16 protein-coding genes and 1 pseudogene are annotated in these 23,294 nt (G+C 42.3%); 15 read left to right on the forward strand and 2 right to left on the reverse strand.

The window, feature by feature from the left end:
- Window positions 1–14: 14 nt before the first annotated feature.
- From HXT46_RS00860 to HXT46_RS00905, 10 genes are all read left to right on the forward strand, one after another.
- On the forward strand, window positions 15–836 hold the full coding sequence (locus HXT46_RS00860; protein WP_004113713.1) for an anchored repeat-type ABC transporter ATP-binding subunit: 822 nt from the start codon (window positions 15–17) through the stop codon (window positions 834–836).
- Window positions 836–1,708, forward strand: a complete 873-nt coding sequence (locus HXT46_RS00865) for an anchored repeat-type ABC transporter permease subunit (protein WP_004113712.1) — start codon at window positions 836–838, stop codon at window positions 1,706–1,708. Before HXT46_RS00860 ends, HXT46_RS00865 begins: the two co-directional genes overlap by 1 nt.
- 34 nt (window positions 1,709–1,742) lie before the next feature.
- Window positions 1,743–2,624, forward strand: coding sequence for a lysophospholipid acyltransferase family protein (locus tag HXT46_RS00870; RefSeq protein ID WP_421786070.1), 882 nt, complete (start codon window positions 1,743–1,745; stop codon window positions 2,622–2,624).
- A gap of 166 nt (window positions 2,625–2,790) precedes the next feature.
- Window positions 2,791–3,786: an NAD(P)H-dependent glycerol-3-phosphate dehydrogenase gene (locus HXT46_RS00875; protein WP_004113710.1), complete on the forward strand. Its 996-nt coding sequence runs from the start codon at window positions 2,791–2,793 to the stop codon at window positions 3,784–3,786.
- An 85-nt stretch (window positions 3,787–3,871) separates the two neighbouring features.
- The gene (locus HXT46_RS00880; protein WP_004113708.1) at window positions 3,872–5,017 is read left to right on the forward strand and encodes a D-alanine--D-alanine ligase family protein; all 1,146 of its coding nucleotides are present in this window, start codon (window positions 3,872–3,874) and stop codon (window positions 5,015–5,017) included.
- Between the two features lie 143 nt (window positions 5,018–5,160).
- Window positions 5,161–6,153 (forward strand): CPBP family intramembrane glutamic endopeptidase, encoded by a 993-nt coding sequence (locus tag HXT46_RS00885; RefSeq protein ID WP_421786073.1) that lies wholly within the window; start codon window positions 5,161–5,163, stop codon window positions 6,151–6,153.
- Between the two features lie 105 nt (window positions 6,154–6,258).
- A complete protein-coding gene (locus tag HXT46_RS00890; protein ID WP_421786075.1) occupies window positions 6,259–7,647 on the forward strand; it encodes a homoserine dehydrogenase in 1,389 nt (462 codons plus the stop codon).
- Between the two features lie 76 nt (window positions 7,648–7,723).
- Complete coding sequence (gene thrB / locus HXT46_RS00895) at window positions 7,724–8,755, forward strand: homoserine kinase (protein WP_421786077.1); 1,032 nt, start codon at window positions 7,724–7,726, stop codon at window positions 8,753–8,755.
- Between the two features lie 33 nt (window positions 8,756–8,788).
- Window positions 8,789–10,237, forward strand: a complete 1,449-nt coding sequence (locus HXT46_RS00900) for a Maf family nucleotide pyrophosphatase (RefSeq protein ID WP_421786079.1) — start codon at window positions 8,789–8,791, stop codon at window positions 10,235–10,237.
- Between the two features lie 476 nt (window positions 10,238–10,713).
- Window positions 10,714–11,202 carry a hypothetical protein gene (locus tag HXT46_RS00905; RefSeq protein WP_421786081.1) on the forward strand — a complete coding sequence of 163 codons (489 nt, stop codon included), beginning with the start codon at window positions 10,714–10,716 and terminating at the stop codon, window positions 11,200–11,202.
- A 22-nt stretch (window positions 11,203–11,224) separates the two neighbouring features.
- Here HXT46_RS00905 and HXT46_RS00910 read toward each other — a convergent pair whose 3' ends face one another.
- Window positions 11,225–12,373: a GTP pyrophosphokinase gene (locus HXT46_RS00910; RefSeq protein ID WP_421786083.1), complete on the reverse strand. Its 1,149-nt coding sequence runs from the start codon at window positions 12,371–12,373 to the stop codon at window positions 11,225–11,227.
- Between the two features lie 46 nt (window positions 12,374–12,419).
- Between HXT46_RS00910 and HXT46_RS00915 the strand changes: the two genes are divergently transcribed.
- From HXT46_RS00915 to HXT46_RS00935, 5 genes and pseudogenes are all read left to right on the forward strand, one after another.
- Entirely contained in the window at window positions 12,420–12,881 is a 462-nt protein-coding gene (locus HXT46_RS00915; protein ID WP_248898619.1) for a Panacea domain-containing protein, read from the forward strand.
- A gap of 18 nt (window positions 12,882–12,899) precedes the next feature.
- A pseudogene (locus HXT46_RS00920) lies at window positions 12,900–13,117 on the forward strand (ORF6N domain-containing protein); the annotation flags it as partial.
- A 179-nt stretch (window positions 13,118–13,296) separates the two neighbouring features.
- A complete protein-coding gene (locus HXT46_RS00925) occupies window positions 13,297–18,375 on the forward strand; it encodes a type ISP restriction/modification enzyme (protein WP_421786085.1) in 5,079 nt (1,692 codons plus the stop codon).
- A gap of 334 nt (window positions 18,376–18,709) precedes the next feature.
- Window positions 18,710–19,570 carry a KilA-N domain-containing protein gene (locus HXT46_RS00930; RefSeq protein WP_248898622.1) on the forward strand — a complete coding sequence of 287 codons (861 nt, stop codon included), beginning with the start codon at window positions 18,710–18,712 and terminating at the stop codon, window positions 19,568–19,570.
- 665 nt (window positions 19,571–20,235) lie between these two features.
- Window positions 20,236–21,948, forward strand: coding sequence for a hypothetical protein (locus HXT46_RS00935; RefSeq protein WP_421786088.1), 1,713 nt, complete (start codon window positions 20,236–20,238; stop codon window positions 21,946–21,948).
- A gap of 308 nt (window positions 21,949–22,256) precedes the next feature.
- Here the strand turns inward: HXT46_RS00935 and HXT46_RS00940 are convergent, their stop codons facing one another.
- A complete protein-coding gene (locus HXT46_RS00940) occupies window positions 22,257–23,198 on the reverse strand; it encodes an AEC family transporter (RefSeq protein WP_421786090.1) in 942 nt (313 codons plus the stop codon).
- Between the last annotated feature and the right edge of the window lie 96 nt (window positions 23,199–23,294).

Here is a 23,294-nt window from a genome sequence, read left to right on the forward strand (position 1 = left end):
TTGAAGTTGAATTTATGAAGATTAATAAGGGAAATATGGACGCGAATATGGACGAAAATACTGTTATAAGCGCGCAAAACTTAATCGTAAGTTACGGCAGTCGCACGATTGTAAAAGACGTTTCGTTTACGATTAAAAGCGGCGAATTTGTGGGACTTCTTGGTGCAAATGGAGCTGGAAAAACAACGCTTTTCCGCGCGATTATGGGTTTGATTCCGCATACTGGAAAACTCGAAGTGCACGCTAATAAAAGCGGTGAATCTTTGATTAATTCGCGAGTAAACAACGTTGGATACGTGCCACAACGCCACGATATTGCGTGGGATTTCCCACTTTCTGTACTAGACGTGGTAATGATGGGCCGCATTCGTCACATTGGCTACGTTCGTCGCGCAAAAAAAGAGGACTACGAGATAGCGCTCGCTTCTCTTGAGCGCACAGGAATGGCGGATTTTAGGGATCGCACAATCGGCGAGCTTTCGGGCGGGCAAAGGCAGCGCGTACTCGTTGCGCGCGCTCTTGCAGGGCAGCCGCGTTTGCTTCTTTTAGATGAGCCATTTACAGGCTTAGACATGCCTACTCAAGAGCTGCTCACGAGTCTTTTTTTGGATTTAGCAAAGTCGGGAGAAGCTATTTTGATGAGCTCGCACGACATAATCGGATCTATAAACTCGTGTTCTAGAATCATGCTTTTCGACGGAAGCATAGTGGGCGACGGCGCTCCAGAATCGTTAAACGCAAATCAATGGGTGCAAACATTCCATGTGGATGCGCAAAATCCACTAATCAAAGCTGTAGAGCGCGTTATGGCGCATGAAAGTGGGGCAGAAAAGTAATGCTATCTCCAATCGACTTTATACAAGACCTTACAAACCCAGACCTTTGGTTCTTACTCAAAGCGCTTATAGTAGCGTGCCTTTCTAGCGTAATATGCGGAGTTGTAGGATGCTACGTAGTGCTACGCGGAATGGCGTTTATTGGAGACGCAGTAGCGCACTCCGTTTTTCCAGGACTTGCAATCGCATTTGTGTTGCAAGGAAACTTGCTGTTTGGCGGCGCGCTCGCAGGAGTTGCAACCGCGCTAATCGTATCAATCTTTAGCCAAAATCGTAGACTTCGCGAAGACTCGTTTATAGGCGTATTTTTTGTGTCTGCCTTTGCGCTGGGAATCGTAGTAATCTCAAAGGCTTCGGGCTATGCAGGATCCTTGGAATCGTTCCTATTTGGCTCCATTACAGGAATACCAGACTCCGACATTGCTGTAGTGGCAATAACAGGGCTAATAATCGTAACGCTTCTAATGATGTTCCACAAAGAGCTAGTATGCGTTTCAATGGATCGAGAAACAAGCCGCGCAATGGGGTTGCCAGTAGCGTGGTTGGATGGAATGCTATACGTTTTAGTTGCGATTGCTGTAGTAGTATCTGTGCAAATAATTGGAAACGTGCTTGTTTTAGCGCTTTTGATTACGCCTGCGGCGACTGCGCGATTGCTTACCGACAGACTTGGGAAAATGATGATTTTGGCGCCTGCTATTGGGTGCGCTTCTTCGATTCTTGGAATGTACTTGTCTTGGAGTTTAGACACTGCTACTGGCGGCACAATCGTTTTGGTTGCGACTTTTATGTTTGTTCTAGCGTGGGTGTGCTCGCCTAAACATGGGTTGGTGGCGAGGATTGTGCCGAAACTGCGATCAGTCGTTTCGTAAAATTGCGGTTTATAGTTTGCGGCACAATAGACGTATGGTATCTAAAGGAAAGCCTTCGCCTAGAAGCGCAGTTAAGCCGCTCAGTGATGAGCAAGTAGAACGCTTAGCGCGAGCACACAAGTTAGTTGATCCTACTTATTACTACCCAACTGGCGCGCGGACGCCAAATACGGCAGAAATCAACGCGCAAAATCCAAAGGCAACTGAGCGTCTCCTTGAAGGAACGTCTCGCGTGCTTAGATCTCGTTGCAAAGTGCGCGCATGGGGATTAGAGAATGTGCCAGAAGAAGACGTGTTTATAACCGCTTGCACGCACATTACAATGTTCGACGTTTTCGTGCCAATGACGTCTCTATTCCACCAAGGCCGACGTCCGCGATACATGGCAAAAGCAGAGCTTGCGCATTGGCCAATCTTAGGAAAATGGTTCCAGCTTGTTGGCATGCAACCAGTTCCACGCAGAAGCGGAAAAGCACGTGAAATCGAAGAAGAATCGATTAAAATCCTAACAAACGGTAGGCCGCTTAGCGTATGGCCAGAAGGAACAGTTACGCGCGACCCTCAAAAATGGCCTATGAGCATGAAGCCAGGAATCGGAGTTATTGCGCTCGAAGCATCGCGTAGGCTGGGGCATCAAATTCCGCTATTTTGCGCTGTTACATGGGGTGCTGCAAGCATCAATCATTGGTGGCCGTGGCCAAAGAAGAACGTTGTAATGTGCTACGATGCGCGTCTTGATTATTCGGATCTTCTAAAAGATATGGAAAATTGGGGTGATTTGCCGCCTATGGAGTCTGCTGCCGAATTGGCTCGTCGCGTACGCGTACGCATGACGGAAATTATGGAAGAGATCCGCGGAGAAAAAGCACCAGAAGGATACTTTGACTATAGACTTATGAAGAGAGTCAAAGAATAGTGACTGTAAATTTGCGGTTCACTAAGCCGTAAAACTTTTGTGAATCATCCGTAAAGCGGGCTGTGTAGAATTATGCAATAGTTTGATTAAAAGTATGCAAACATAAAATCGTAAATACTTAAATCACAAAAGTATATAGATTAAAACCGAAAGGCTAGGCGTAAACATGAACGTTACGGTGTTGGGTGCTGGAGCTTGGGGTACGGCGTTTGGGCAAGTGCTTGCAGACGCGGGAAATCAAGTGACAATGTGGGCAATAGAGCCGCAAATTGTGGAAGGCATTCGAGATAATCACCGCAACGAAGTGAGGCTGCCAAGCGTAGAGCGTTTGCCAGAAAACATGACTGCTACTGGGGATCGCGAAGAAGCTGTAGCAAACGCAGACATTGTAGTAGTTGCGATTGCAGCACAATTTGCGCGCGTTGCACTCGAAGAATTTGCTGGCAAAATTCCGCAACATGCGATTGTTGTTTCGCTTATGAAGGGCATTGAGCGCACAACAGGCAAGCGTATGGACGAAGTTGTGTGCGAAGCTTTAAGCTTACCGCGCAACCGTTTTGCAGCATTATCGGGGCCAAACTTAAGCAAAGAAGTGGCATTAAGGCAGCATGCGGCAGCGGTTGTGGCGTGCGAGAATCGCGCAAATGCCGAAGTGGTGGCAAAAGCTTGCTCAAACAGCTACTTTAAGGCGTTTGTATCAACCGACGTAATCGGCGTAGAAATGTGCGGATCGCTTAAAAACGTGGTTGCGCTCGCAGTTGGCATGGCTCGAGGCGCAGGATACGGCGAAAATACAGCAGCTATGATTGAAACTCGAGGACTTGCAGAGTTGACGGCATTGGGCGTTGCAGAAGGCGCAGATTCGCGCACATTCGCAGGACTTGCAGGCTTTGGTGATTTAGTGGCAACTTGCGGGTCTCCGCTAAGCCGCAACTACACTTTTGGATCAAATCTTGGAAAAGGCATGAGCGTTGAAGAAGCAACTGCCGTAAGCAATGGTGTGGCTGAAGGCGTTCCAACTACTAGCGCGGTTGTTTCAATGGGTAAGCGTTTAGGAGTTGCTACTCCGCTTGCAAGTGCGATGGCTCGTGTGCTAGAAGAAGGAATATCGTGCCAAGAGATGCTTGCAATGCTTTTCGATAACGATGTTTGCGAAGAGTAGTGAAATTCCTTATAAGCCGTGCGCGTAGATAATTCAAAATAATTAAAATAATTAAGATAATTAAAATAATTTTCAAAGGAAAAAAATGACGAAAAAGCGTGTAGTGTTCTTGTATGGCGGTAAAGCAGACGAACATTCGATTTCTTGCATATCGGCTGCTGGAGTACTCAGTGCTGTAGACGAAAGTCGATTTGAAATCGTACGTATTGCAATCACAAAGCAAGGCGAGTGGATTGTTGGCGGCGAAGATCCGCGAAACTTCCGCATGGAGCAAGGCGAGTTGCCAGTAATCACAAAAACCGAGCAGACGCGCGATGTTGTGCTAGACCCAGCTAAAGGTGCCGACGGATTTTTGGTGCGAGAGGCAGATGGCACGCTTACAAGTTTGGGTCATATTGACGCTGTTTTTCCGGTTCTTCACGGCCCAAACGGTGAAGACGGAACCTTGCAAGGTTTGCTAGAAATGATGCAAGTTCCATACGTTGGTTGCGGAGTTTTGGCATCCGCCGCGTGCATGGATAAGTATTACGCTAAGCAACTTTTTAAGGCGGCTGGAATTGATGTTGCTCCAGGAATCGCGCTGGATGTGCGAAAGTTCGCTAATGATTGCGCAAATCACTTTGACGCGTACGCAAACGAAATTCTTGAGCAAGTTGAAGAAGCAAAACTCGAGTATCCACTTTTTGTAAAACCAAGCCGAGCAGGATCTAGTTTTGGAGTTACAAAAGTTGAATCGCGCGATGCTAAAGCTTTAGCAGATGCCGTTTTTGAGGCTTCGAAGCACGATTGGCGAGTATTGATAGAGCAAGGAATTGACGCGCGAGAAATTGAGTGCGCGGTTCTTGCCGCTCGCGACGGCGAAGAGCCTAAAGCGAGCTGGCCTGGAGAAGTTGTGCTTGACAAGCGCGAGGCTGGAGAAGACCAGTTCTACGATTTTGACAGCAAATACATGGATTCCGCAGCTTCACACGTGGAAGTGCCAGCAAATCTGCCAGAAGAAACTTTGCAGCGCGTTCGCAATACTGCGCTCGCAGCGTTCAAAGCAGCGGACGGTCGAGGACTTAGTCGCGTGGATTCTTTCGTTACTCCAGAAGGACATGTAATGATTAACGAGATCAACACAATGCCTGGATTTACGCCAATTTCCATGTATCCAAAAGCTTGGGAAGCAACAGGAATAAGCTACGGTGATTTAATCACAAAACTTATTGAAGGCGTGATTTTAGACTGAGACAAACTTCAAAAAATCATGGTTTTTGAGGATTAGTCGCCAGCAACCGAAGAATTTGTGCAAATTTGCGCAAATATCAAATCTTAAAGTCTGTATAAAATCAGGTTTAAGAGAAAACTTAAAACACAAACGAAGAGGTAAAAATGCGAAAAACTCAGCATAACGACATGTACCATTTAGCGCGAAAACGTCAAGGAGATGTTGGTGTATCGCTGTGCTTATTCCTATTTGTTTGGATTCTTGCAACTATTTTAATAGGTGAACTTATAGGCTTGTTCATTCCAAAAGGTGTTCTAAGTCCTTCATTAAGCTCCTTCGTTTCGTCAGACATTGCGCAATACTTAATCGCGTTGCCGATAGCGATGCTTGTTTTAAGACGAGTGCCAGCGGTAGAAACACGCAAATTCACAATGACATTCAGACAGTTTGCTGGATTTTTCGCAGTGAGCGTACCGATAATGTATGCAGGAAACTACCTAGGTTTGGCGATTTCTGCGCTTATATCTGGCGGAAAAGCTGAAAACAGGATTGTAGATATAGTGGCAGGCGGAAACGTATGGGAAACCATGATTTTCGTTGTTTTCCTTGCTCCAGTTGTGGAGGAATGGCTGTTTAGAAAGCAGATTATAGACAGGCTGCGAGTGTATGGCGAAAAGCGCGCGATTGTGTTCTCGGCTCTGGCGTTTGCGTTGTTCCATATGAACATGTTCCAGTTCTTCTACGCTTTTGGGCTGGGACTTGTGTTCGGCTACATGTATGCGCGCACATCGCAGCTTAGATACAGCGTTGCTTTGCACATGATTGTGAACTTCCAAGGAAGCGTTATAGCGATGTGGATTTCCGACAATATGATGGATTCAAACGGGAACTTAATTAAAGTTGAGAATCTTACAACGCAAGAAATCGCGGATTTGGCTCCTGGATTCATGTTTATAGGTCTTTACGCGATGTTCATGATTGTTATGTTTGTGTTTGGAATTGTGCTGTTAGCAAGGAGTAAAAAATATCTCGAATTCTACGATTCGCCGCTTGAAATTCGCGGAAGTGCTGGAATAAAGGCGCTTTACGGAACAGTAGGCATTATGGGTTTCCTTGTGGTTTCAGTGCTTATGAATATGATAATGCTTTTTGTGTGAGCGAGAACGCGTTTAGTGTGATTTCGGATTACGGGATTATTTGGGATTGATTCTGGATTTATTCCAGATTAATTTGGGATCGTTTGGGGTATTGGAGGCGATTTTATGGTTACGGTAAATGCAGAAAATGCAGAAAATAGTGATGGATTGGTTGCTGGCGACTTTTCTGCTGAGCCAATCCGCGTGGGTCTTTTAGGAGCCGGAACAGTAGGATCGCAAACAGCGCGTCTAATAGTGGAAGAAAACTCTGACTTATCGTCGAGAATCGGCGCCCCGCTAGAGCTTGCAGGAGTAGCATGCTTGCATCCAGAAGATGTGGATGCTCCATGGATTGCCAAAAATCTTCTAAGCGCAGACGCTCTAGCATTATGTGAACGCGAAGATATAGACATAATCGTTGAGCTAATTGGCGGTTTGGAACCAGCGCACACATTTGTAAAAACCGCTCTAGAATGCGGAAAGTCGGTTGTAACAGCAAACAAAGCATTGCTTGCAAAGTTTGGTCCAGAACTCTACGATTGCGCGCAAAAAAACGGAGTGGATTTAAGTTTCGAGGCGTCTGTTGCAGGTGCAATCCCAATTTTGCGTCCGCTTAGAGAGTCGCTTGTAGGTGACAAAATCACGCAAATTTTTGGAATCGTAAACGGAACTACAAACTATATTCTTGACGAGATGACGGTTCGCGGTCTTGATTTTGATTCGGCTTTACGCGCGGCTCAAGAAAAGGGGTACGCGGAGGCGGATCCTACAGGAGACGTTGAAGGATTTGATGCAGCAAACAAGGCTGCTATTCTTGCAACACTTGCATTCCAAATGCCAATAAGCATTGATGACGTTAGTGTTGAAGGAATTAGCGCGATTACGGCTGAAGACATTGCTGCGGCAAGTGCAGAAGATCGCGTGATCAAGCTGCTTGCAGCGGTTTCTTGCGATTCGAATGGATTGGTGAGCGCAAGCGTTTACCCAGCGTTGGTTAGCAAAGAGCATCCGCTGGCCTCCGTTCATGGCAGCTTTAACGCCGTTTTTGTTAAAGCGCAAGCGGCGGATGATCTTATGTTCTACGGCCGCGGCGCTGGTGGTGCGCCAACAGCAAGCGCGGTTGTTGGAGATATTGTTGGAGCTGCTAGAAACATAGCGCGCGGTTGCAGCGATGCCAGCGTGCCAATGTATAACGCAAAATCTTTGGCTTCCACGCGCTCGATTCGTGCGGATTTTGTTGTGCGATGCAGCATGGAGGATACTTCACTTGCTCTTTGCAGCGAAGTGATGGATGTGTTTGATGCGCATGGAGTTAACGCGGAACGATTGCCTATGCTTTGCCAAACTCAATATGAGGGCGAGGGCGATTGCCCAGCTTGCGGAATCGGCGGTCCTGACGCTTTGCGTGTGCTTGTAAAAGATTGTACAGAGGCGGATTTGCGCGCAATTCTTGCTGATTTGCAAAAAGTGGATGTTGTGTGTGCAAAGCCTCTTGCTTTGCGAATTATTGAGTAATTGAGTAATCGCGTAATTGAGTAATTATTGAGTAATTAAGTAATTAAGTAGGCTGCTCGAACGGAAAAGGTGCGAAATGAAACCAGTATGCGACAGTGTGTCAGTTTGCGTGCCAGCAACCAGCGCAAATCTTGGGTCGGGATTTGACGTTGCAGGAATTGCGCTTGATTATGCGGATTCGCTAGTTTTTACGCTTAATGATACGCTTGACGATTCACAAGATGTTCGCGTGATTATTCATGGCGAAGGCGAAGATACGTTGCCAAAAGACGAGACGCATCTTGTTGTTCGCGCGTTTCGCAAAGCGTGCGAAGCGTTTGGCTTGCCGCGTTTGCGATTTACTCTAGAAGCGCATAATCGCATTCCTCAAGCGCGCGGAATGGGGTCTTCCGCCAGTGCGATTGTTTCGGGCGTAGCTGCAGCTTGGGCTTTTGCGCATAATGGAAATCTTAATAAGCAGGCGATTTTTGAGCTTGCATCTTCGATTGAAGGTCACCCAGATAATGTTGCTCCAGCGGTTTTTGGCGGATTGACAACCAGTTGGAAGAATGACGATGAGTTCCACACTGTTCGATACGGCGTTTCTAAGCAAATTCGTGCAACGATTTTTGTGCCAAACTTTACTCTTTCAACTCAAATGGCTCGCCAAGCGCTTCCAGAAAAAGTGCCATATGTAGATGCCGTATTTAACGTTTCGCGCGCTTGCTTATTGCCGATTGCGTTTGGTGATTTTGGTGATTTTGGTGATTCTCGCGATTCTGCCAACTCTTGCGATTCTTGCGTAAAATCCACTCTTTCTAGAAACGATTTGCTTTTTACAGCTACTCAAGACGCTATTCACCAGCCATACCGAGCAAGTCTTATGCAACCAACTTGGGATTTAGTAAAAGCTTTGCGAGACAAGGGGTTTGCGGCTGCAATCTCGGGAGCTGGATCTTGCGCGGCGGTGTTCTATGAGGAAAAGTCGCCAGCAACCGTAGATGAAAATAACGCTACTAATATAAGCGAAAAAATAGAAAAAATTGCAGAACCGCTTTTAAGCGGCTGCGATTGGAAAGTTTTGCACGTGCATGTTGATTCTATTGGTGTTGCAATAACTCGCGAATAAACTGTGCGAAGTTGTAAAAAGGAAGAGTAAGGTATGACAGTTTCATTGATTTTGGCTTCTCAGTCTCCTGCAAGAAGAGCGGTGTTGGCTGCTGCAGGCGTGATTCCTGTGATTCACGTGAGCGAGGTAGATGAGCCAGCGGAGTTGCGTAATGCTGCAAATGCGCAAGGTGTTAGCGTGGAGCAGATGAGCGCCGAGGAGCGCGTTTCGATTTTGGCGCAAGCAAAAGCTCAAGCTGTGTACAATGCGTGGAAACTTGTGGCAGATACGGCTGCTTCAGCTAGTGGCGATTTGGTTGTGGGGTATCCTCTGGAGGCTGAGGTGGATGCAGCTGAGGCTGAATCTTCTAAATCTGAGTCTTTTGAAACTGCTAGTAGCGCTTTGGCAAACGATTCGCAATCGCATATAACGCATAACGTAGATACTGCACAGACTCGCGATTTTTCTGGCGTAAAAGTACCTACCAAGACTTTTGATATTCACGATTTTGCGCACGTGAATAAGTCTTCCGCTGATTCCAATAGTGTGCTTATTGTTGGCTGCGACTCCATGTTTTTGCTAGACGGCGAATGCTACGGCAAGCCGCATACTCCTGAAGTGGCATTTGAGCGGATTAAGCGAATGAGCGGAAAAACTGGAGAATTGTTTACTGGCCATTGCTTAATCGACACGAAAAGTGGCAAAACAGTGTGCAAAGTGAGCCGCGCAAGCGTGACTTTTGCGCATATGAGCGATGAGGAGATCCGCGCATACGTAGAAACTGGCGAGCCATTGGAAGTGGCGGGATCCTTTACGCTAGAAGGCTTTGGTGGGGCATTTATTGAGGGAATTCAGGGCGATCCGCATGGAGTTCTTGGGATTAGCTTGCCGCTGCTAAGGCAGATGGTTTGCGATTTTGGGTACGCTTGGCCAGATTTGTGGAATAGTCGCAAGTTAGAGGGAGAGGCGATTAAGGACGATCCTGCTTCCGCGCAAGTGCCTAAAGAAAACGTGCATCAGCCAGGAGACGGATGGGTTATGTGCGATTGCGGGCGCAAGCATTGGGGCCATAATGGCGCTGCTGGCGTGTTGCTTGCTAGGCGAGATGAGACCACTGGGCGCGTGACTCACGTTGTTATGCAACATCGCGCGCTTTGGAGCGCGGAAGGTGGCACGTGGGGGATTCCTGGCGGCGCAATATCTGATGGCGAAACTGCGATTGAGGGTGCGTTGCGCGAGTCGTTTGAAGAAGCTAACATAACGTCTCAAGACATTGATGTTGTTGGAGCGTATTGCGAAAATCACGGGAATTGGCGTTATACAACGGTTTTTGCGTTTGAAAAGCCGGGGCATAGTGTGAATCCGTGCGCGCACGACGACGAGAGTATGGAAATCAAGTGGGTGCCGATTGACGATGTTCCGAAGCTAAAGCTGCTTACGGCAATGCGCACGGATTGGCCGTCTTTCCGCGCGCGCCTTGATTCGCTTGCTTCGACTCGCTAGCTGCGCGACGACATACCTTCGCGCGCATTGCACTTACTAAAAGTGAGTTTGAAATGCTTAATTTAAAAGATAAATTATATTCCTTTTTTAAAAGTCGTAGGAATTGTATACTAGTAGCGCGCATGCTTTTAATGATATTATCTGTGCTTTTACTGGTGTTTACAATAGCCTTAATTTTTTACGGTAATATTGAACACTCAAAGCGAATATATTCTATTGTTAATGTTTGTGTAACGTACTTAATACTATTTTTATTGTTTCTTATTTATTTAAAGTTTAAGAACGAGGATATTCTATTTTTAATAGTTATTATTCAGTTGTATTTATCCTTTTGCATTTTTGCATATATTTATTATGATGCAACTAAGGGTTTGCCAGAATGTTATAAATCGCTAGTAATGTTCATTCTATGGTTTATACCGTTCTGCTTTTTAGTGCGCAGAAGCGTTAAAGTTTTCTTGAGAAGTTCAAAGTTCTTGATTTCTGTTTTGTCAGTCTTGTTTACACTTTTAGGGTTTTTAAATGAGTCTAATTGGACAATAGTTGCTTTGGTAATAGCATGCATTGTATTTTTGCTTAAATTGGAAAATTTACAGATTCTATGTAAAGGGATATTTGATATAAAAATAGAAGATTCAGATAGTAATAAATATAAATTAATTATTATCAATATTATGACAGTAGTTTTTGAGGCAATGTTGTATTTATCTCTGAAACTTTCTGAGTATTTATCAGAATTATTAAATTGGATTTATGATTGCGCTAACGTTAGTGGCGGTTCGAGATTGTTAAATAATGAAATTATTACAGAACATATGTGGTTAGGGTTTTACAGGTTTATTATTTTAGCTGTTATTTTCATTATTGTATGTAATCTTTTTCAAAGTAAACAGAATGCCATATCATCATGCATAAAGAACATATTTGACTGCAAAGATAACGCCCAGGTGAAGAAGAATTCATGATTATTACCCCAATTTTCATTAATTAATGAATTAGTTCTTCTACTTTTTCAATAAATTTTTCTATGTTATATGAGTAATTAGGATAAGTATCTCCTAGTTGATCCTTGTTTTTCGCATAAATAAGTACCCTGTTAATACTAGTTATATATGAGGTTTGCGCATCTGGTTTCTCAACTGTCAGGTTTTTATTTACGCTACCGCTATCAATTTCTGTATCATATTGAATTTTGTTAGCTTCATTGCTTATGCTGCCATTTTCCTTGCTGTTATAATTCGTTATAGCTTTTTCTACGCAATCCATAGTGTATGAATGTATGGTTAATTCTTGTGTTTCTCGAGAAAGCTCAAGTAAGTAAAGTCCTTCGCCGCCTTGTGCGCTATTTTTTTGCATATTAATAGTTACACTGTTGCGCGCAGCTTTAAGATCTTCAATAATTTCTTTAAAATTATCGTTTGTTCGCACTGAATTTACAAGTTCCTCATTCGACTTACTGCAAGCATCATCGTTATTTTCACAGCAATAAAATAACTCAGAGATTACTTTGAAGAATTGTAAGCAAGATTGTATTCGAATATTACCTTTACTTATCAAAGTAGGATCTTTGTATTCTACATTATCTATCTCACTCATAGCTTCTACTGCTGTTGACCAATGGTGTTGAAGCTTAGTGCGTATTTGCAGCTCAATCCTATATTGTCTGTCTATGTTTTCTTGTTTTAATGTCTGTTTTATTATTATGTGCAGTGACCTATATCCGGATTTTTCTGGATTTTTTATATAGTCTTTCGTTTTCTTAATATCGATTTCCTTAGATTCTTTAAGATTAAGAATTTCATTATAAACTTCGTAAACTTCACTAATAGAATTTACAATCACTCTGCATCCTGCGATGTCATCCATTGCGCCAAGCTCAAAATTTCCATTGCTGCGGTATAACTTTTTAAGTATTGATTCTTTGCGTTTAAGACGATACGTAGCCATTGCGTCTGGATACTTATTTATGATTCCAACAAGTTTCTTGAAAAAGATTTGTGCTGGTTCTTCATGCTGATGACGCCATGAGTCGAGTATTAATATCTGCTTGCCATACTCTTCTGAGTTTTGCTGGCCGCTTAATTCCTTTAGCATTTTGCCAGCTGCAGTGGCTTGCTTTCGGCTAATTATCGTCATACGAATATAATATATAACTTGTCTGTTTTATAAAAGGGAGGTGCGTATGACAACAATCTTTAACGTGGCATCGTACATCCTTGATATTACTGGAACTATTACCACTATGAAGCTTCAGAAGCTAGCTTACTATTCGCAAGCGTATTCTTTGGCTACTACTGGATATCCGTTATTTAATGAGGATTTTCAGGCATGGAGGAATGGTCCTGTTTGCCCAGAATTATTCGCAATGCATCGCGGGAAGTTTTTGATTCGTAAGGGAGAAATCATGCTTCCCAATACCGAGAAACTAAACAAGGATTCTTTAACGGATAATCAAAGGCTCATTGTGAAAAAGGTATGCGAAAAGTTTGCTGAATATTCTGGTAGTGATTTGAGCGCTCTTACACATCGTGAGGATCCATGGAAGAATGCTTATGATGTTACTGATGGTTCTGCAATATGCGTTCAGAAAATTACTAAGACTTCTTTGAAAGAGTATTATTCAAATCATAATTTATTGCAGTAAGTGTGTTATTCTCTTGCGATTGATTTTGAGCTTGCTGTGATTCATGGGTACACTACAGCAAGATTCAACGAGCAAGTAAAAATAACGTAGAAAAATTTGATAGCGACTTTATGTTTCAGCTAACCGCTGATGAGTTCAAAAACTTGAGGTGCAAAAATTTCGCCTCAAGTTGGGGTGGCTGCAGAAAGCTGCCTTATGCTTTTACTGAGCAGGGTATTTATATGCTCACTGCGGTGTGGAGTGATTGGAAGAGGCTTTCGAACATAAACTAGTTTTTTGGGGTGGGTGGATTATTAAACGCTACACTTCTATAGTTATTAATGGCGGTAGAATTAGAGTAATTTGTTTTTCTATATCGTGCTTATTAGTGACTTTAGAGTGACAATAGAGTGACTTTAGATTGCAGGAGAGTACCATGACTGATTATGCCAGCGATGAGTCTTACAATCTCAACGATGAGATTGATAACGAAAATCTCACAGTAGATGATGTTATAAATCATATTGTTAAAGTTTCAGTAGACCAGCATCAAAAGGGCACATCTTGGGAGCTTGCTGTTCGATACTTCTTGCAAACAAGTCCAGAGTGGAAAAGTAGATTTACAAATGTTTGGATGTGGAACGATTCTCCAACCAATCCAGGGAGCAAAGACATTGGCATAGATCTTGTAGCTCAAGATACGGATGGAGAATATTGGGCAATTCAAGCAAAATGCTACAAAGAAAAGCTAAGCAATAGAAATTTAAGTACGTTCTTTGCTAACGCTTTAGCAGATAAACAATACAATCACTATATTATTGCAGATTCTGCTCCTGGAATTACTAGCGAACTTAGAAAATATATTAATAAAAATGTTGCTGATGGAATTGATATAGTTCGTATTGATAAAGAGACTATAAGCTGTTCAAATATTGACTGGCGTGCTTATCTCAATGGAAAACCTTCGTACGCTAGAAAAGTAAATGAGCCTCGCGATTATCAGCGTGAAGCTATTGATGCTATTAGTGCAGAATTAAAAAATCATGATCGTGCGCTCGCTGTAATGGCTTGTGGCACTGGTAAAACCTTGACTTCTTTGCGTTTTGCAGAAGAATTTTGTGGTTTTGGAACCGTGCTGTTTTTAGCACCGTCTATTAGTTTGGTAAGTCAAACAATGAAGTCTTGGGTGAACCAAGTTCGTGAGAAAATAAATGTGTATGTTGTTTGCTCGGATGGCGGAGCATCGAATATCGATAGGGAAGATAATTATGGTCAAATCAGCGATATTCCGTCTCCAGCTACTACTAACGCTTATACTTTAGTTCACCGCTTTAAGCACAAGCCTGATGCTCTTAATGTGGTGTTTAGTACGTATCAGTCGATTCAAGTTTTACATGATGCTCAAGAGCAAGGTTTTCCCGATTTTGATTTAGTTATATGTGATGAAGCTCATCGTACAACTGGTTTGGTTGGTGAAGATGAAGGCTACTTCCAAAAAGTTCATGATAACGATTTTTTGCGATGCTCAAAACGATTATATATGACTGCAACTCCTCGAATTTATGATACGAGCGCTAAACGTGCAGCTAGTCTTGAAGGTGCTGTGACTATTGCCAGCATGGACGATGAAAAAACATATGGACGTATGTGTTATCACCTTGGTTTCGGTAAGGCTGTTGAAAAAGGTATTCTTACTGATTACAAGATTGTTGTTATGCAAATCAGTCAAGATGCATTGCCTAAGAGTATGCAGCAACATTTGGCTGCAGGTCCGTCAATCGAAGTTGATGATCAGGCTAAATTTGTTGGCATTTGGAAAGCTCTTTTTGATCGTCGTCATGCAAATGAGTTGAAAAATATTGGCAAACATGCTATTCAGAGTTCCGATGATGCTAAACGCGTTTTGCATCATGCTATAGCTTTTGCCTCCAGCATTAAGGCTTCGAAGCAGCTTAGTAATGAATTCCAGAGAGTTATTAGAGCTTATACTAAAGCTCTTGGTGAAGAGGATGCTGCTGAACGTGATGCTCTTTTGGATGCTTCTGGAAACACTAAATTTGAAGTGGATCATGTTGATGGAAGCATGGATTCTTCTACTCGCGCGCAAAAGCTTAAAGCTTTAGCTGCAGAAGATGGTTCTTGTCATATTCTTTCTAACGCACGTTGCTTGGCGGAAGGTATTGATGTTCCTGCTTTAGACGCGATTATTTACTTGAGTTCGCGTAAGAGCAGAGTGGAGATTATTCAAAGCGTTGGTAGAGTAATGCGTAAGGCAGAGGGTAAAGAATTTGGTTATATTATTTTACCTATTTTTGTTGCTAGTGAGGTAGACCCTAGTGAAGCTTTAGCAAGTAGTGATGCTTATAAGATTGTGTGGAGAGTTGTTAATGCTCTTCGAGGTCATGATGAGCGTTTGGAAGCTAAGATTAATGCTGCTGCATTAGGAGACACTGATGCTCTTAATCATATTGTTGAAGTCGATGTTCTTGGCGAAGAGAGTGTACGCAATAAACTCGATGCGTTAAATGTTGCTAAAGCTAATAAAAATGGTAACTCGCATCTTATTGGCTCAGATGCACAAGGTGATGATTTATGTCATGCTTGCTATGGAGATGATGGTTCTATTAACGCTACTCAAGGCGTTTTTGAAATCGATTCTTTACGTGATTTGAGTCGATCAATTAATGCTCAAATTGTGCGCAAATGTGGAACTAAGGTGTATTGGAATGAGTGGACTCAGGACGTTGCACAAGTTACTACTGCTCGCGCGCAAGCGATTGATGAAATGTTGGAATCGGGTGCCGCTGTTGAAGAATTTAACAGGTTCTTACAAGGTTTGCGCAATAGCCTCAATTCTAATTATTCAAGGGAGCAAGCTGTAAGTGTTTTAGCTCAGCATGAGATTACGCGCCCAATTTTTGAAAGCTTGTTTAATAATCCAAGTGTTATTGAGAATAATCCTATTGTTAAGGGTATGAATCGTGCTTTGGAAAGCTTGTATCTTGCTGGTTTGCCAAGGGACTTAGGTGATTCTAAACTGCAAGATTTGTATGCTTCTGTTAAGATGCAAGCTTCTCAAGTTGTTAAGGATTCGGCTCGTCAGAATCTTGTTAAAGAAATATATAACGACTTTTTCTCGGTTGCGTTTAACGAGATGGCTAATGAGCTTGGCATTGTGTATACTCCTGTTGAAGTTGTTGATGCTCAGCTTCACATGGTTAATCGTGTTCTTAAGCGCGAGTTTGGCTTAAGCCTTGGAAATCGTGATGTGCATGTGTTGGATGGTTTTGCTGGTACTGGCACGTATATTTGTCGTCTTATTGAAGATGAGTCGCTTATTCCTTTAGATAATTTAACGTACAAGTATGAGCATGATTTGCATTCTAACGAGATTGTTCCTTTGGCTTCTATGATTATGGATGTAAATATTGAGCAGTCGTATCATGCGCGTGTTGGTGGAGAGTATAAGTCGTTTGCTGGTGCGCTTCTTGCGGATACTTTCCAAATGTATGAGCCAGACGATCCGATTGATACTACTACTTTTTCGGAGAATACTGAGCGCGTTGAACATCAATTGCATTTGCCTATTCGAGTGATTGTTGGCAATCCGCCTTACCGTTCTGGGGATAAAGATAATACTGGTAATCAAAATACTAAGTATGAGTATTTAGATAAGCGCATTGAAGAAACGTATGTGAGACTTAGTAATGCATCTCTAAATGGTAAGTTGTATGATCATTATATTCGTGCATTCCGTTGGGCGAGCGATCGTATTGAAGATAATGGTGTTATATGCTTTGTTTCTAATGGAGGTTGGCTTACTAGTGCTAGTGGCGCTGGAATGCGAAAAGCTATAAGCAAAGAATTCAATTCGATTTATGTATATAACTTACGTGGTAATCAAAGAACTCAAGGTGAAGAATCTCGCAAAGAAGGCGGAAAAATCTTTGCTTCAGGTTCTAGAGCAACTATTGCTATAACAATGCTTGTTAAGAATACTAATTCTGCAGAGCATGGCGTTATTCATTATTGCGATATTGGCGATTATTTAACTAGAGAAGACAAATTTACTATTCTTAAAGATGCTGTTAAAGAAGATCCGCAGTGGCAGATTCTTAATGAAGATGAGCATGGTGATTGGCTAAATAAGCGTGATAGCAGTTTTGATGGCTTCATTCCTATGGGATTGGTTAATAAGCCTGACAAAATGCCGGATGGATTATTTAAGATGTATTCTCTCGGAGTTGCAACCAATCGTGATGCTTGGGTTTGGAATATGTCTTTATTGAAGTTGCAAGATAACGTAAGAACTTTAATTGATAATACTAATAATGCAATGAAAGAATTGCAAAATAACAATAATCAACTTCCGCAAGATACTACAAAATATAGTTGGTCAAGAAGAGTACAGGATTATGCTAAAAAAGGTACATATATTCCGTACGTTCCAGAACATTGCGTGCAAGGAATGTATAGACCTTTTACTAAGTCTTGGTTGTATTTCGATTCGTTAATGAATGAAAGGACATGTCAGCAACCGCGCATTTTCCCGATTGTCGGAGACAATCGGGTGAAAGGACATGTCAGCAACCGCAATATATCCTCATATGCTAATAATGAAAATGCGCGCGAAATGACATGTCAGCAACACTCTTCCTCTTGTGCTGAAAATATGGTGATTTGTGTTCCAGGTAAAAGCAATAGTGGATTCAACTGTTTTATTTCAAACACAATAGTTGACTTGAATTCGTTAAGTGCTGGAGCACAATGCTTCCCACTTTACTGGTACGAAAAGGTGTGCCAAGATCAGGATCTTTTCAGCACAAATGTTGAAGAAAATAAATCTGGCTACGTGCGTCACGATGCAATCACAGATGCAGGTTTAGCAGTATTCCAAGCAGCATATCCTGGTCTAACTATTACTAAAGAAGACATTTTCTACTATGTTTACGGAGTTTTGCACAGCTCGGATTATCGCAGTCGCTTTGCTAATAATTTGCAAAAAGACTTGCCTCGAATTCCATTAGCTCAAAACTTCTTAGCTTTCAAAAAAGCTGGTGAAAAACTCGCTAAATTGCACCTAAACTATGAAAAAGTTAAGCCGTGGGATGATATTCGCGAAGTAGGAGACAGTGAAAATCCTGGCGAAACAATCAAAATGAAGTATCCTAGCAAAATTGTCAATCCAGAAACTGGCAAAAAAGAGGACGATTTAACGGTATTGCAAGTATCTCAAAATCTTGTGCTTGAAAATATTCCTTTGCAAGCATACAGGTATGTTGTAAACGGTAAAAGTGCAATCAAATGGCTGATTGAGCGATATCAGGTAGCTGTAGATAAGAAGACTGGGATTGTACGAAATCCAAACGAAGCATACGATAATCCGCGCTACATTGTTGATTTGGTTAAAAAGGTAGTTCGCGTTAGCGTAGAAACAATGAACATTATTGACGGTTTGCCAAAACTTAACGAAATCACTAATAAGCCAGATTGCTGGCCAGATGCGTGGAATTAGAAAGTGTGGAGTGGCTGGAAGTAGTCTTACAGCTTGCATAGTTTTAGTTAGAGCATTGTTTTGAGGATTAGCTCTTTATTTTGTTTTCCGCTTTTTGTTGTTCAACACGCCGTTTTGAGCAACATTTTCGGTAAATCCTCTTGCTTTGTAGAATTATATTTATGCGCTGATGCATGCTAGTTTTCTGCTAGTTGTTAGATGTTATATGGCTTGTGCTTGATTTTGTAATTTTGCTTGTGATTCATGGGTTTTGTGTTAAGCGCATAGAAATAAAGTAAACAAATCAAATAAAGCAACTATTTGCGTAGATCTGCGTAAAAATTAGGGGGAAATTATGTCTAATGTGTCAAATATTAAAAAAGATATTATTAAGGCAAAAGGCTTTACAATTCAGGTTTATACGGAAGATTTTATGAATGATTACGTTAGTTTAACCGATATTGCGAGATATAAAAACAAAGAAGAGCCTAAAGATGTTGTTAAAAACTGGCTGAGAGTGAAGAATACTATTGAATTCTTGGGATTGTGGGAGAGTATTAACAACCCGAATTTTAAAGGGGTCGAATTCGACTCCTTTAAGAATGAGGCTGGTTCTAATGCTTTTACTTTATCTCCTAAAAGATGGGTAGAATCAACAAATGCTATTGGCATAGTCTCTAAATCTGGTAAGTATGGTGGAACTTACGCTCATAAAGATATAGCATTTAAGTTTGCAGCTTGGATTTCAGCAGAATTTGAACTATATATTATCAAAGATTATCAAAGACTTAAATCTGATGAGAACTCAAGGCTTTCACTGAATTGGAATTTGAACCGTGAGATTTCGAAGATTAATTACAAGATTCATACGGATGCTATTAAAGAATATTTGTTGAAGGATTTGACTCCTGAGCAGTTGATGTATAAGTATGCAAATGAGGCAGATTTGTTAAATGTTGCACTGTTTAATAAGACTGCTAAACAATGGAGAGATGCAAATCCTAAGTCAAAAGGCAACATTCGAGACGAGGCGAGTATTAATGAACTTCTGGTATTGGCGAATATGGAAAGCTATAACGCTGTTTTGATTTCTAAGGGTTTGCCACAGGCAGATCGAATGGTGGAACTTAGAAATTTGGCGCGAACGCAGATTTTATCTCTTGAGAATTTGAATAATTCTGGAATAAAGAGTTTGGATTCCGTGCTAAAAAATTGAGTTTAATCACTTTTTAATTCTGCGCTTAATACTGATATTTACCTCGTTTTCGTGCGCTCCGAATTGCCTTCGCGCGCTACGCTTTGAGCGCGAAGGCAGGTCTCGCGCCCGTGTTTGTAGTCAGATTTGCTTAAAAAGGGAACAAACGCGGGAGAAGAGATGTCAGAGTGAAGAGTGGTGGGGTAAAGAGTTGGGTGTGATTAGGTGTGATTTCTTGTAGCGTGGCATTTCGTGTGGTGTTGGTTTGACGTCGGTATTGTGTTGGTGGGGTGTCGGCGTGTTGCGTGTGTGATGTGTGTGGAATGTTGATTTTTCAATGGTTTTATAGTGTTAGTGTTCTTGCTCGAGTAGTTTCCTGAGAAAAGTCTGGGAAAATTCTTTAAAAACCTTGAAACAATGTGTTTTTACGGTTTTATTAGTGTTAATCCACAAATATTATGGTGAAAATAGTTTTTATTGTGGATTAGTTTGTGTGTAACATTATTTTTTTCTGTTTATTTTGTGTGGTTGCCTCTTGACTTTTTTAAACGGGGGGGGGGTATGTTAATAACAGCTGCTAGCTAGATGCTCTAGATGGTGGTTATCCACAATGTTTTGAATATTGTTGGATGTTTAAGATTTTTCTTCGTGTACCTGCACGGAGGAGAAGAAGAAAGGAAATTAAAATGATGAATAAGAAGGCTATCGCTGCTTTCGCTGCTGGCGCTACTTTGCTTGCCGGCTTCGCTGCCGCTCCAGCATTCGCTGCAAACATTAATCCAAAGGATTTTCCAGCTTTCCAAAGCCCAGAGTATAGCGCTGATACTGAAAATCACGCTAATGTAAATGCAGCAAAGAATGATCGTTCTTTGGAGCTTGCTCGTATTAAGGCCGCTAAGACAAACGGAATGCGCTATGGCACCTTGAGTGAGCGTACTCAGCTTGTTGGTGAAGCTAGGTTGGCTGCAGCAACTGCTCTTGAGGCAGCTAAGGAGGCTGCTAATACAGCTAAGGCTAATGTGAATACGACTAAGCTTGCCTTTGAGCAGGCTGAGGCTGCTGCGAAGGCTGGTTATGAGGCTGCTAAGAAGGCTGTTGCAGAAGACGGTACTCCTAATGCTGGTTATGCTATCGGCACTGGTGAAACTTTAAAGGGTAAGGTAGTTAAGGTTGATGCTGGTACTAATGCTGAATCTCAGGATGCTGATACTAAGGCTGCTGACACTTATCTTGGATTGTTAAAGACTGCTGAACAAAAGAACAGTGCGTATGTTAAAGCTCAGGATGCTGCTAAGTCTGCAGAAGAAGCTTTGGCGAAGGCTCAGACTCCAGATCAGGCTGAACTTGCTGTTACTAGCAATTATCTTGTTTTGACTGCTGATGGTGAGCATGTTGATTCTGCTACTACTGCAGCTGCTTTGGAGCGTGTTGATGAGGATGCTTATGTTAATGGTCGTATTGCTTCCACTAGCGAAGATGATGTTTACGACAAGGATGGCGAGCATTCTAATAATCGTACGATGAACAATGATCATCGTAAGGGTTTGAAGAAGAATCACAAGAAGTCCCACAAGAAGGACGACAAGAAGAAGGATGATACTACCACTCCTGATGAGAAGATCAAGGATCTTGGTAAGTTGAACTTGTCTGATGCTGCTAAGAAGAAGCTTGCTGTTCATTACGTGTATAAGGCTAAGCTTGCTTTGGATGAGGCTGATAATAATCTTGCTGAGAAGAAGGCTGATTATGCTGCTAAGAGGAAGACTCTTCTTGAGACTATGAGTGAGCTTGCTGCTCGTAAGGCCGCTGCTGAGAAGGCTAACCAGGATTTGACTGATTTCTTGGCTTCTGGTGAGAATAATTCTGCTAAGGAAACTGCTCTTCGTGATGCTTTGAACCGTGCTCATGCTCATGAGCAGCGTGCTTTTGATGCTGAGCAGAAGGCTGAAGCTGAGTTTAATGCTGCTCGTGATGCTGCTTTCGCTGCTGTTGCTGCTTATAACAAGGCTTTGGCTGAGTATAAGGATGCTTATAATGATGCGGTTCGTTTGGGTGTGAATCCTGCTGCTCTTCCTCCTGTTGTGACTTCTGATCCTTTGGCTGCTGATTTCCCAGCTGTTCCTGGTACGAAGCAGATTTATGCTGATGCTTTGAATGGTAAGTTTGGTCCTGCTGCTCAGGCTTCTGCTAAGAAGACTGAGGTTGCTAAGGCTCAGGATGCTGCTCCAGCTGCTGCTGGTAAGGCTGCTGCTAAGGGTGAGCTTGCTGCTAAGGGTGGCAATGGTCATGGTAAGGCTGGCGAGAAGCTTGGTAATGCTGGTGTTGGTGTTGCTTTGACTGCTTTGGCTGCTTCTATGCTTGCTGGTATGGGTGCTGCTGTTCGCAAGATGCGTCACTAAGCATTATTTACCACCTTATTTAGGGTTTGCACTCAACGACTAGTGTGGTGTTTTGTAGGGAAGCATCACACTGGTTTATTCCCGATTCTCTTTGGTTTTATTGTTTTAACATTGGTTTGCTATTGTTTTTCTTTTCTTCCCAGTGTTGATTCGTTTAGCTTGTTGGGTTTTGGGTGTTGAGTGTGTTGCTTTCGGTTTTGTTTGCTACTAGGGGCTTTCAAAACCGGAAGCATTTTTTGTGTTTGTTTATTTTTGCCAGTGTTTGTAGTTATATTTGCTTAAATAGGGAACAAATGCGGGAGGATTAGTCACCCTAAAACTGCTGCGATTAACGCCATACAAATCGGACTCGTAACCGTAGAAAACAGGATTCCATCGCGCGCAAAACTCAAGCCAACATTGTATCTTGCAGCGTAATTGTACACGTTTTGGCCAGTCGGAAGAGCCGCCAGCACAACACACGCGTAAAGAGTGGCACCTCGGAAACCCATAACAAAATAAGCCAATAAAAACGCAATAATTGGCATAATCAAGTTTTTCAGAATAGCAACAGTCGCAATAGCAGCACGATTAGAATCTTTTTGTAGCGGCTTGCTGCCGTAAAGTGACATTCCAAAAGCCATTAAAATCATAGGAACCGCTGAATCGCCAATCATTTTAATCGGGTCATAAAGAAAATTCGGAACAGGAAAATAGCCAATTTTTGCGGAAATTGCCGAAATAATAATTCCTCCAAGTGAACCAATTAAAAGTGGTTGTTTAAGCGGCTGTTGAGCAATGCGTTTAAGCGAGCACTTTCCAGTAGTTGTAACGTCTAAAACCGTTAGTCCAACAGGCGTAAAAACAGCTTGCTGCATAACTAAAATTGGGGCAACAAGCGCGGGATTTCCAAGAATATAAGTTGCAACAGGCAAGCCAATGTTGTTTGAGTTTAAGTAAAGCGAGTTAAGCGCGCCAATTGTGCAATCTGCCGCAGGAAGACGGAAAAACAGGCGATTAAGCAGAATAAATGCAACGCCAACAATCATTGCGGAGAAAAACGCAACAAAAATTGACGAGTGGAAAATCTCAAAAATTTGCTCTTTTGCAAGTATTGCAAACATTAAACAAGGACTTGAAACAAAAAAGCTTACGCGATTAAGCACCATTTGTGCTTGCGATCCGCCGATGCGAAGACGCGCGGTTACGTACCCTGCGGCAATGACGATGCCAATTACGCAAAAGCCTTGCATAGCACTGATTAAACCCATGAAAACGATTTTAGCGCTGATTTTTGGATTGTGGGTAATGCGCAATCGACTTTTATTGGCGTATGTTACTTTTATTGGCGCATGTTATTTGACGTT

The organism is Gardnerella sp. DNF01204 (genome assembly GCF_049244145.1).
Lineage (GTDB): Bacteria > Actinomycetota > Actinomycetes > Actinomycetales > Bifidobacteriaceae > Bifidobacterium > Bifidobacterium vaginale.

What these genes read in the sequence shown, in the direction of transcription:
- HXT46_RS00875 (WP_004113710.1), top strand. Translation starts at nt 2,791, where the DNA reads ATGAACGTTACGGTGTTGGGTGCTGGAGCTTGGGGTACGGCGTTTGGG.
- HXT46_RS00925 (WP_421786085.1), top strand. Translation starts at nt 13,297, where the DNA reads ATGACTGATTATGCCAGCGATGAGTCTTACAATCTCAACGATGAGATT.
- HXT46_RS00890 (WP_421786075.1), top strand. Translation starts at nt 6,259, where the DNA reads ATGGTTACGGTAAATGCAGAAAATGCAGAAAATAGTGATGGATTGGTT.
- HXT46_RS00860 (WP_004113713.1), top strand. Translation starts at nt 15, where the DNA reads ATGAAGATTAATAAGGGAAATATGGACGCGAATATGGACGAAAATACT.
- HXT46_RS00865 (WP_004113712.1), top strand. Translation starts at nt 836, where the DNA reads ATGCTATCTCCAATCGACTTTATACAAGACCTTACAAACCCAGACCTT.
- HXT46_RS00915 (WP_248898619.1), top strand. Translation starts at nt 12,420, where the DNA reads ATGACAACAATCTTTAACGTGGCATCGTACATCCTTGATATTACTGGA.
- HXT46_RS00880 (WP_004113708.1), top strand. Translation starts at nt 3,872, where the DNA reads ATGACGAAAAAGCGTGTAGTGTTCTTGTATGGCGGTAAAGCAGACGAA.
- HXT46_RS00910 (WP_421786083.1), bottom strand. Translation starts at nt 12,373, where the DNA reads ATGACGATAATTAGCCGAAAGCAAGCCACTGCAGCTGGCAAAATGCTA.
- HXT46_RS00885 (WP_421786073.1), top strand. Translation starts at nt 5,161, where the DNA reads ATGCGAAAAACTCAGCATAACGACATGTACCATTTAGCGCGAAAACGT.
- HXT46_RS00940 (WP_421786090.1), bottom strand. Translation starts at nt 23,198, where the DNA reads ATGGGTTTAATCAGTGCTATGCAAGGCTTTTGCGTAATTGGCATCGTC.
- HXT46_RS00930 (WP_248898622.1), top strand. Translation starts at nt 18,710, where the DNA reads ATGTCTAATGTGTCAAATATTAAAAAAGATATTATTAAGGCAAAAGGC.
- HXT46_RS00900 (WP_421786079.1), top strand. Translation starts at nt 8,789, where the DNA reads ATGACAGTTTCATTGATTTTGGCTTCTCAGTCTCCTGCAAGAAGAGCG.
- HXT46_RS00870 (WP_421786070.1), top strand. Translation starts at nt 1,743, where the DNA reads ATGGTATCTAAAGGAAAGCCTTCGCCTAGAAGCGCAGTTAAGCCGCTC.
- thrB (WP_421786077.1), top strand. Translation starts at nt 7,724, where the DNA reads ATGAAACCAGTATGCGACAGTGTGTCAGTTTGCGTGCCAGCAACCAGC.
- HXT46_RS00935 (WP_421786088.1), top strand. Translation starts at nt 20,236, where the DNA reads ATGATGAATAAGAAGGCTATCGCTGCTTTCGCTGCTGGCGCTACTTTG.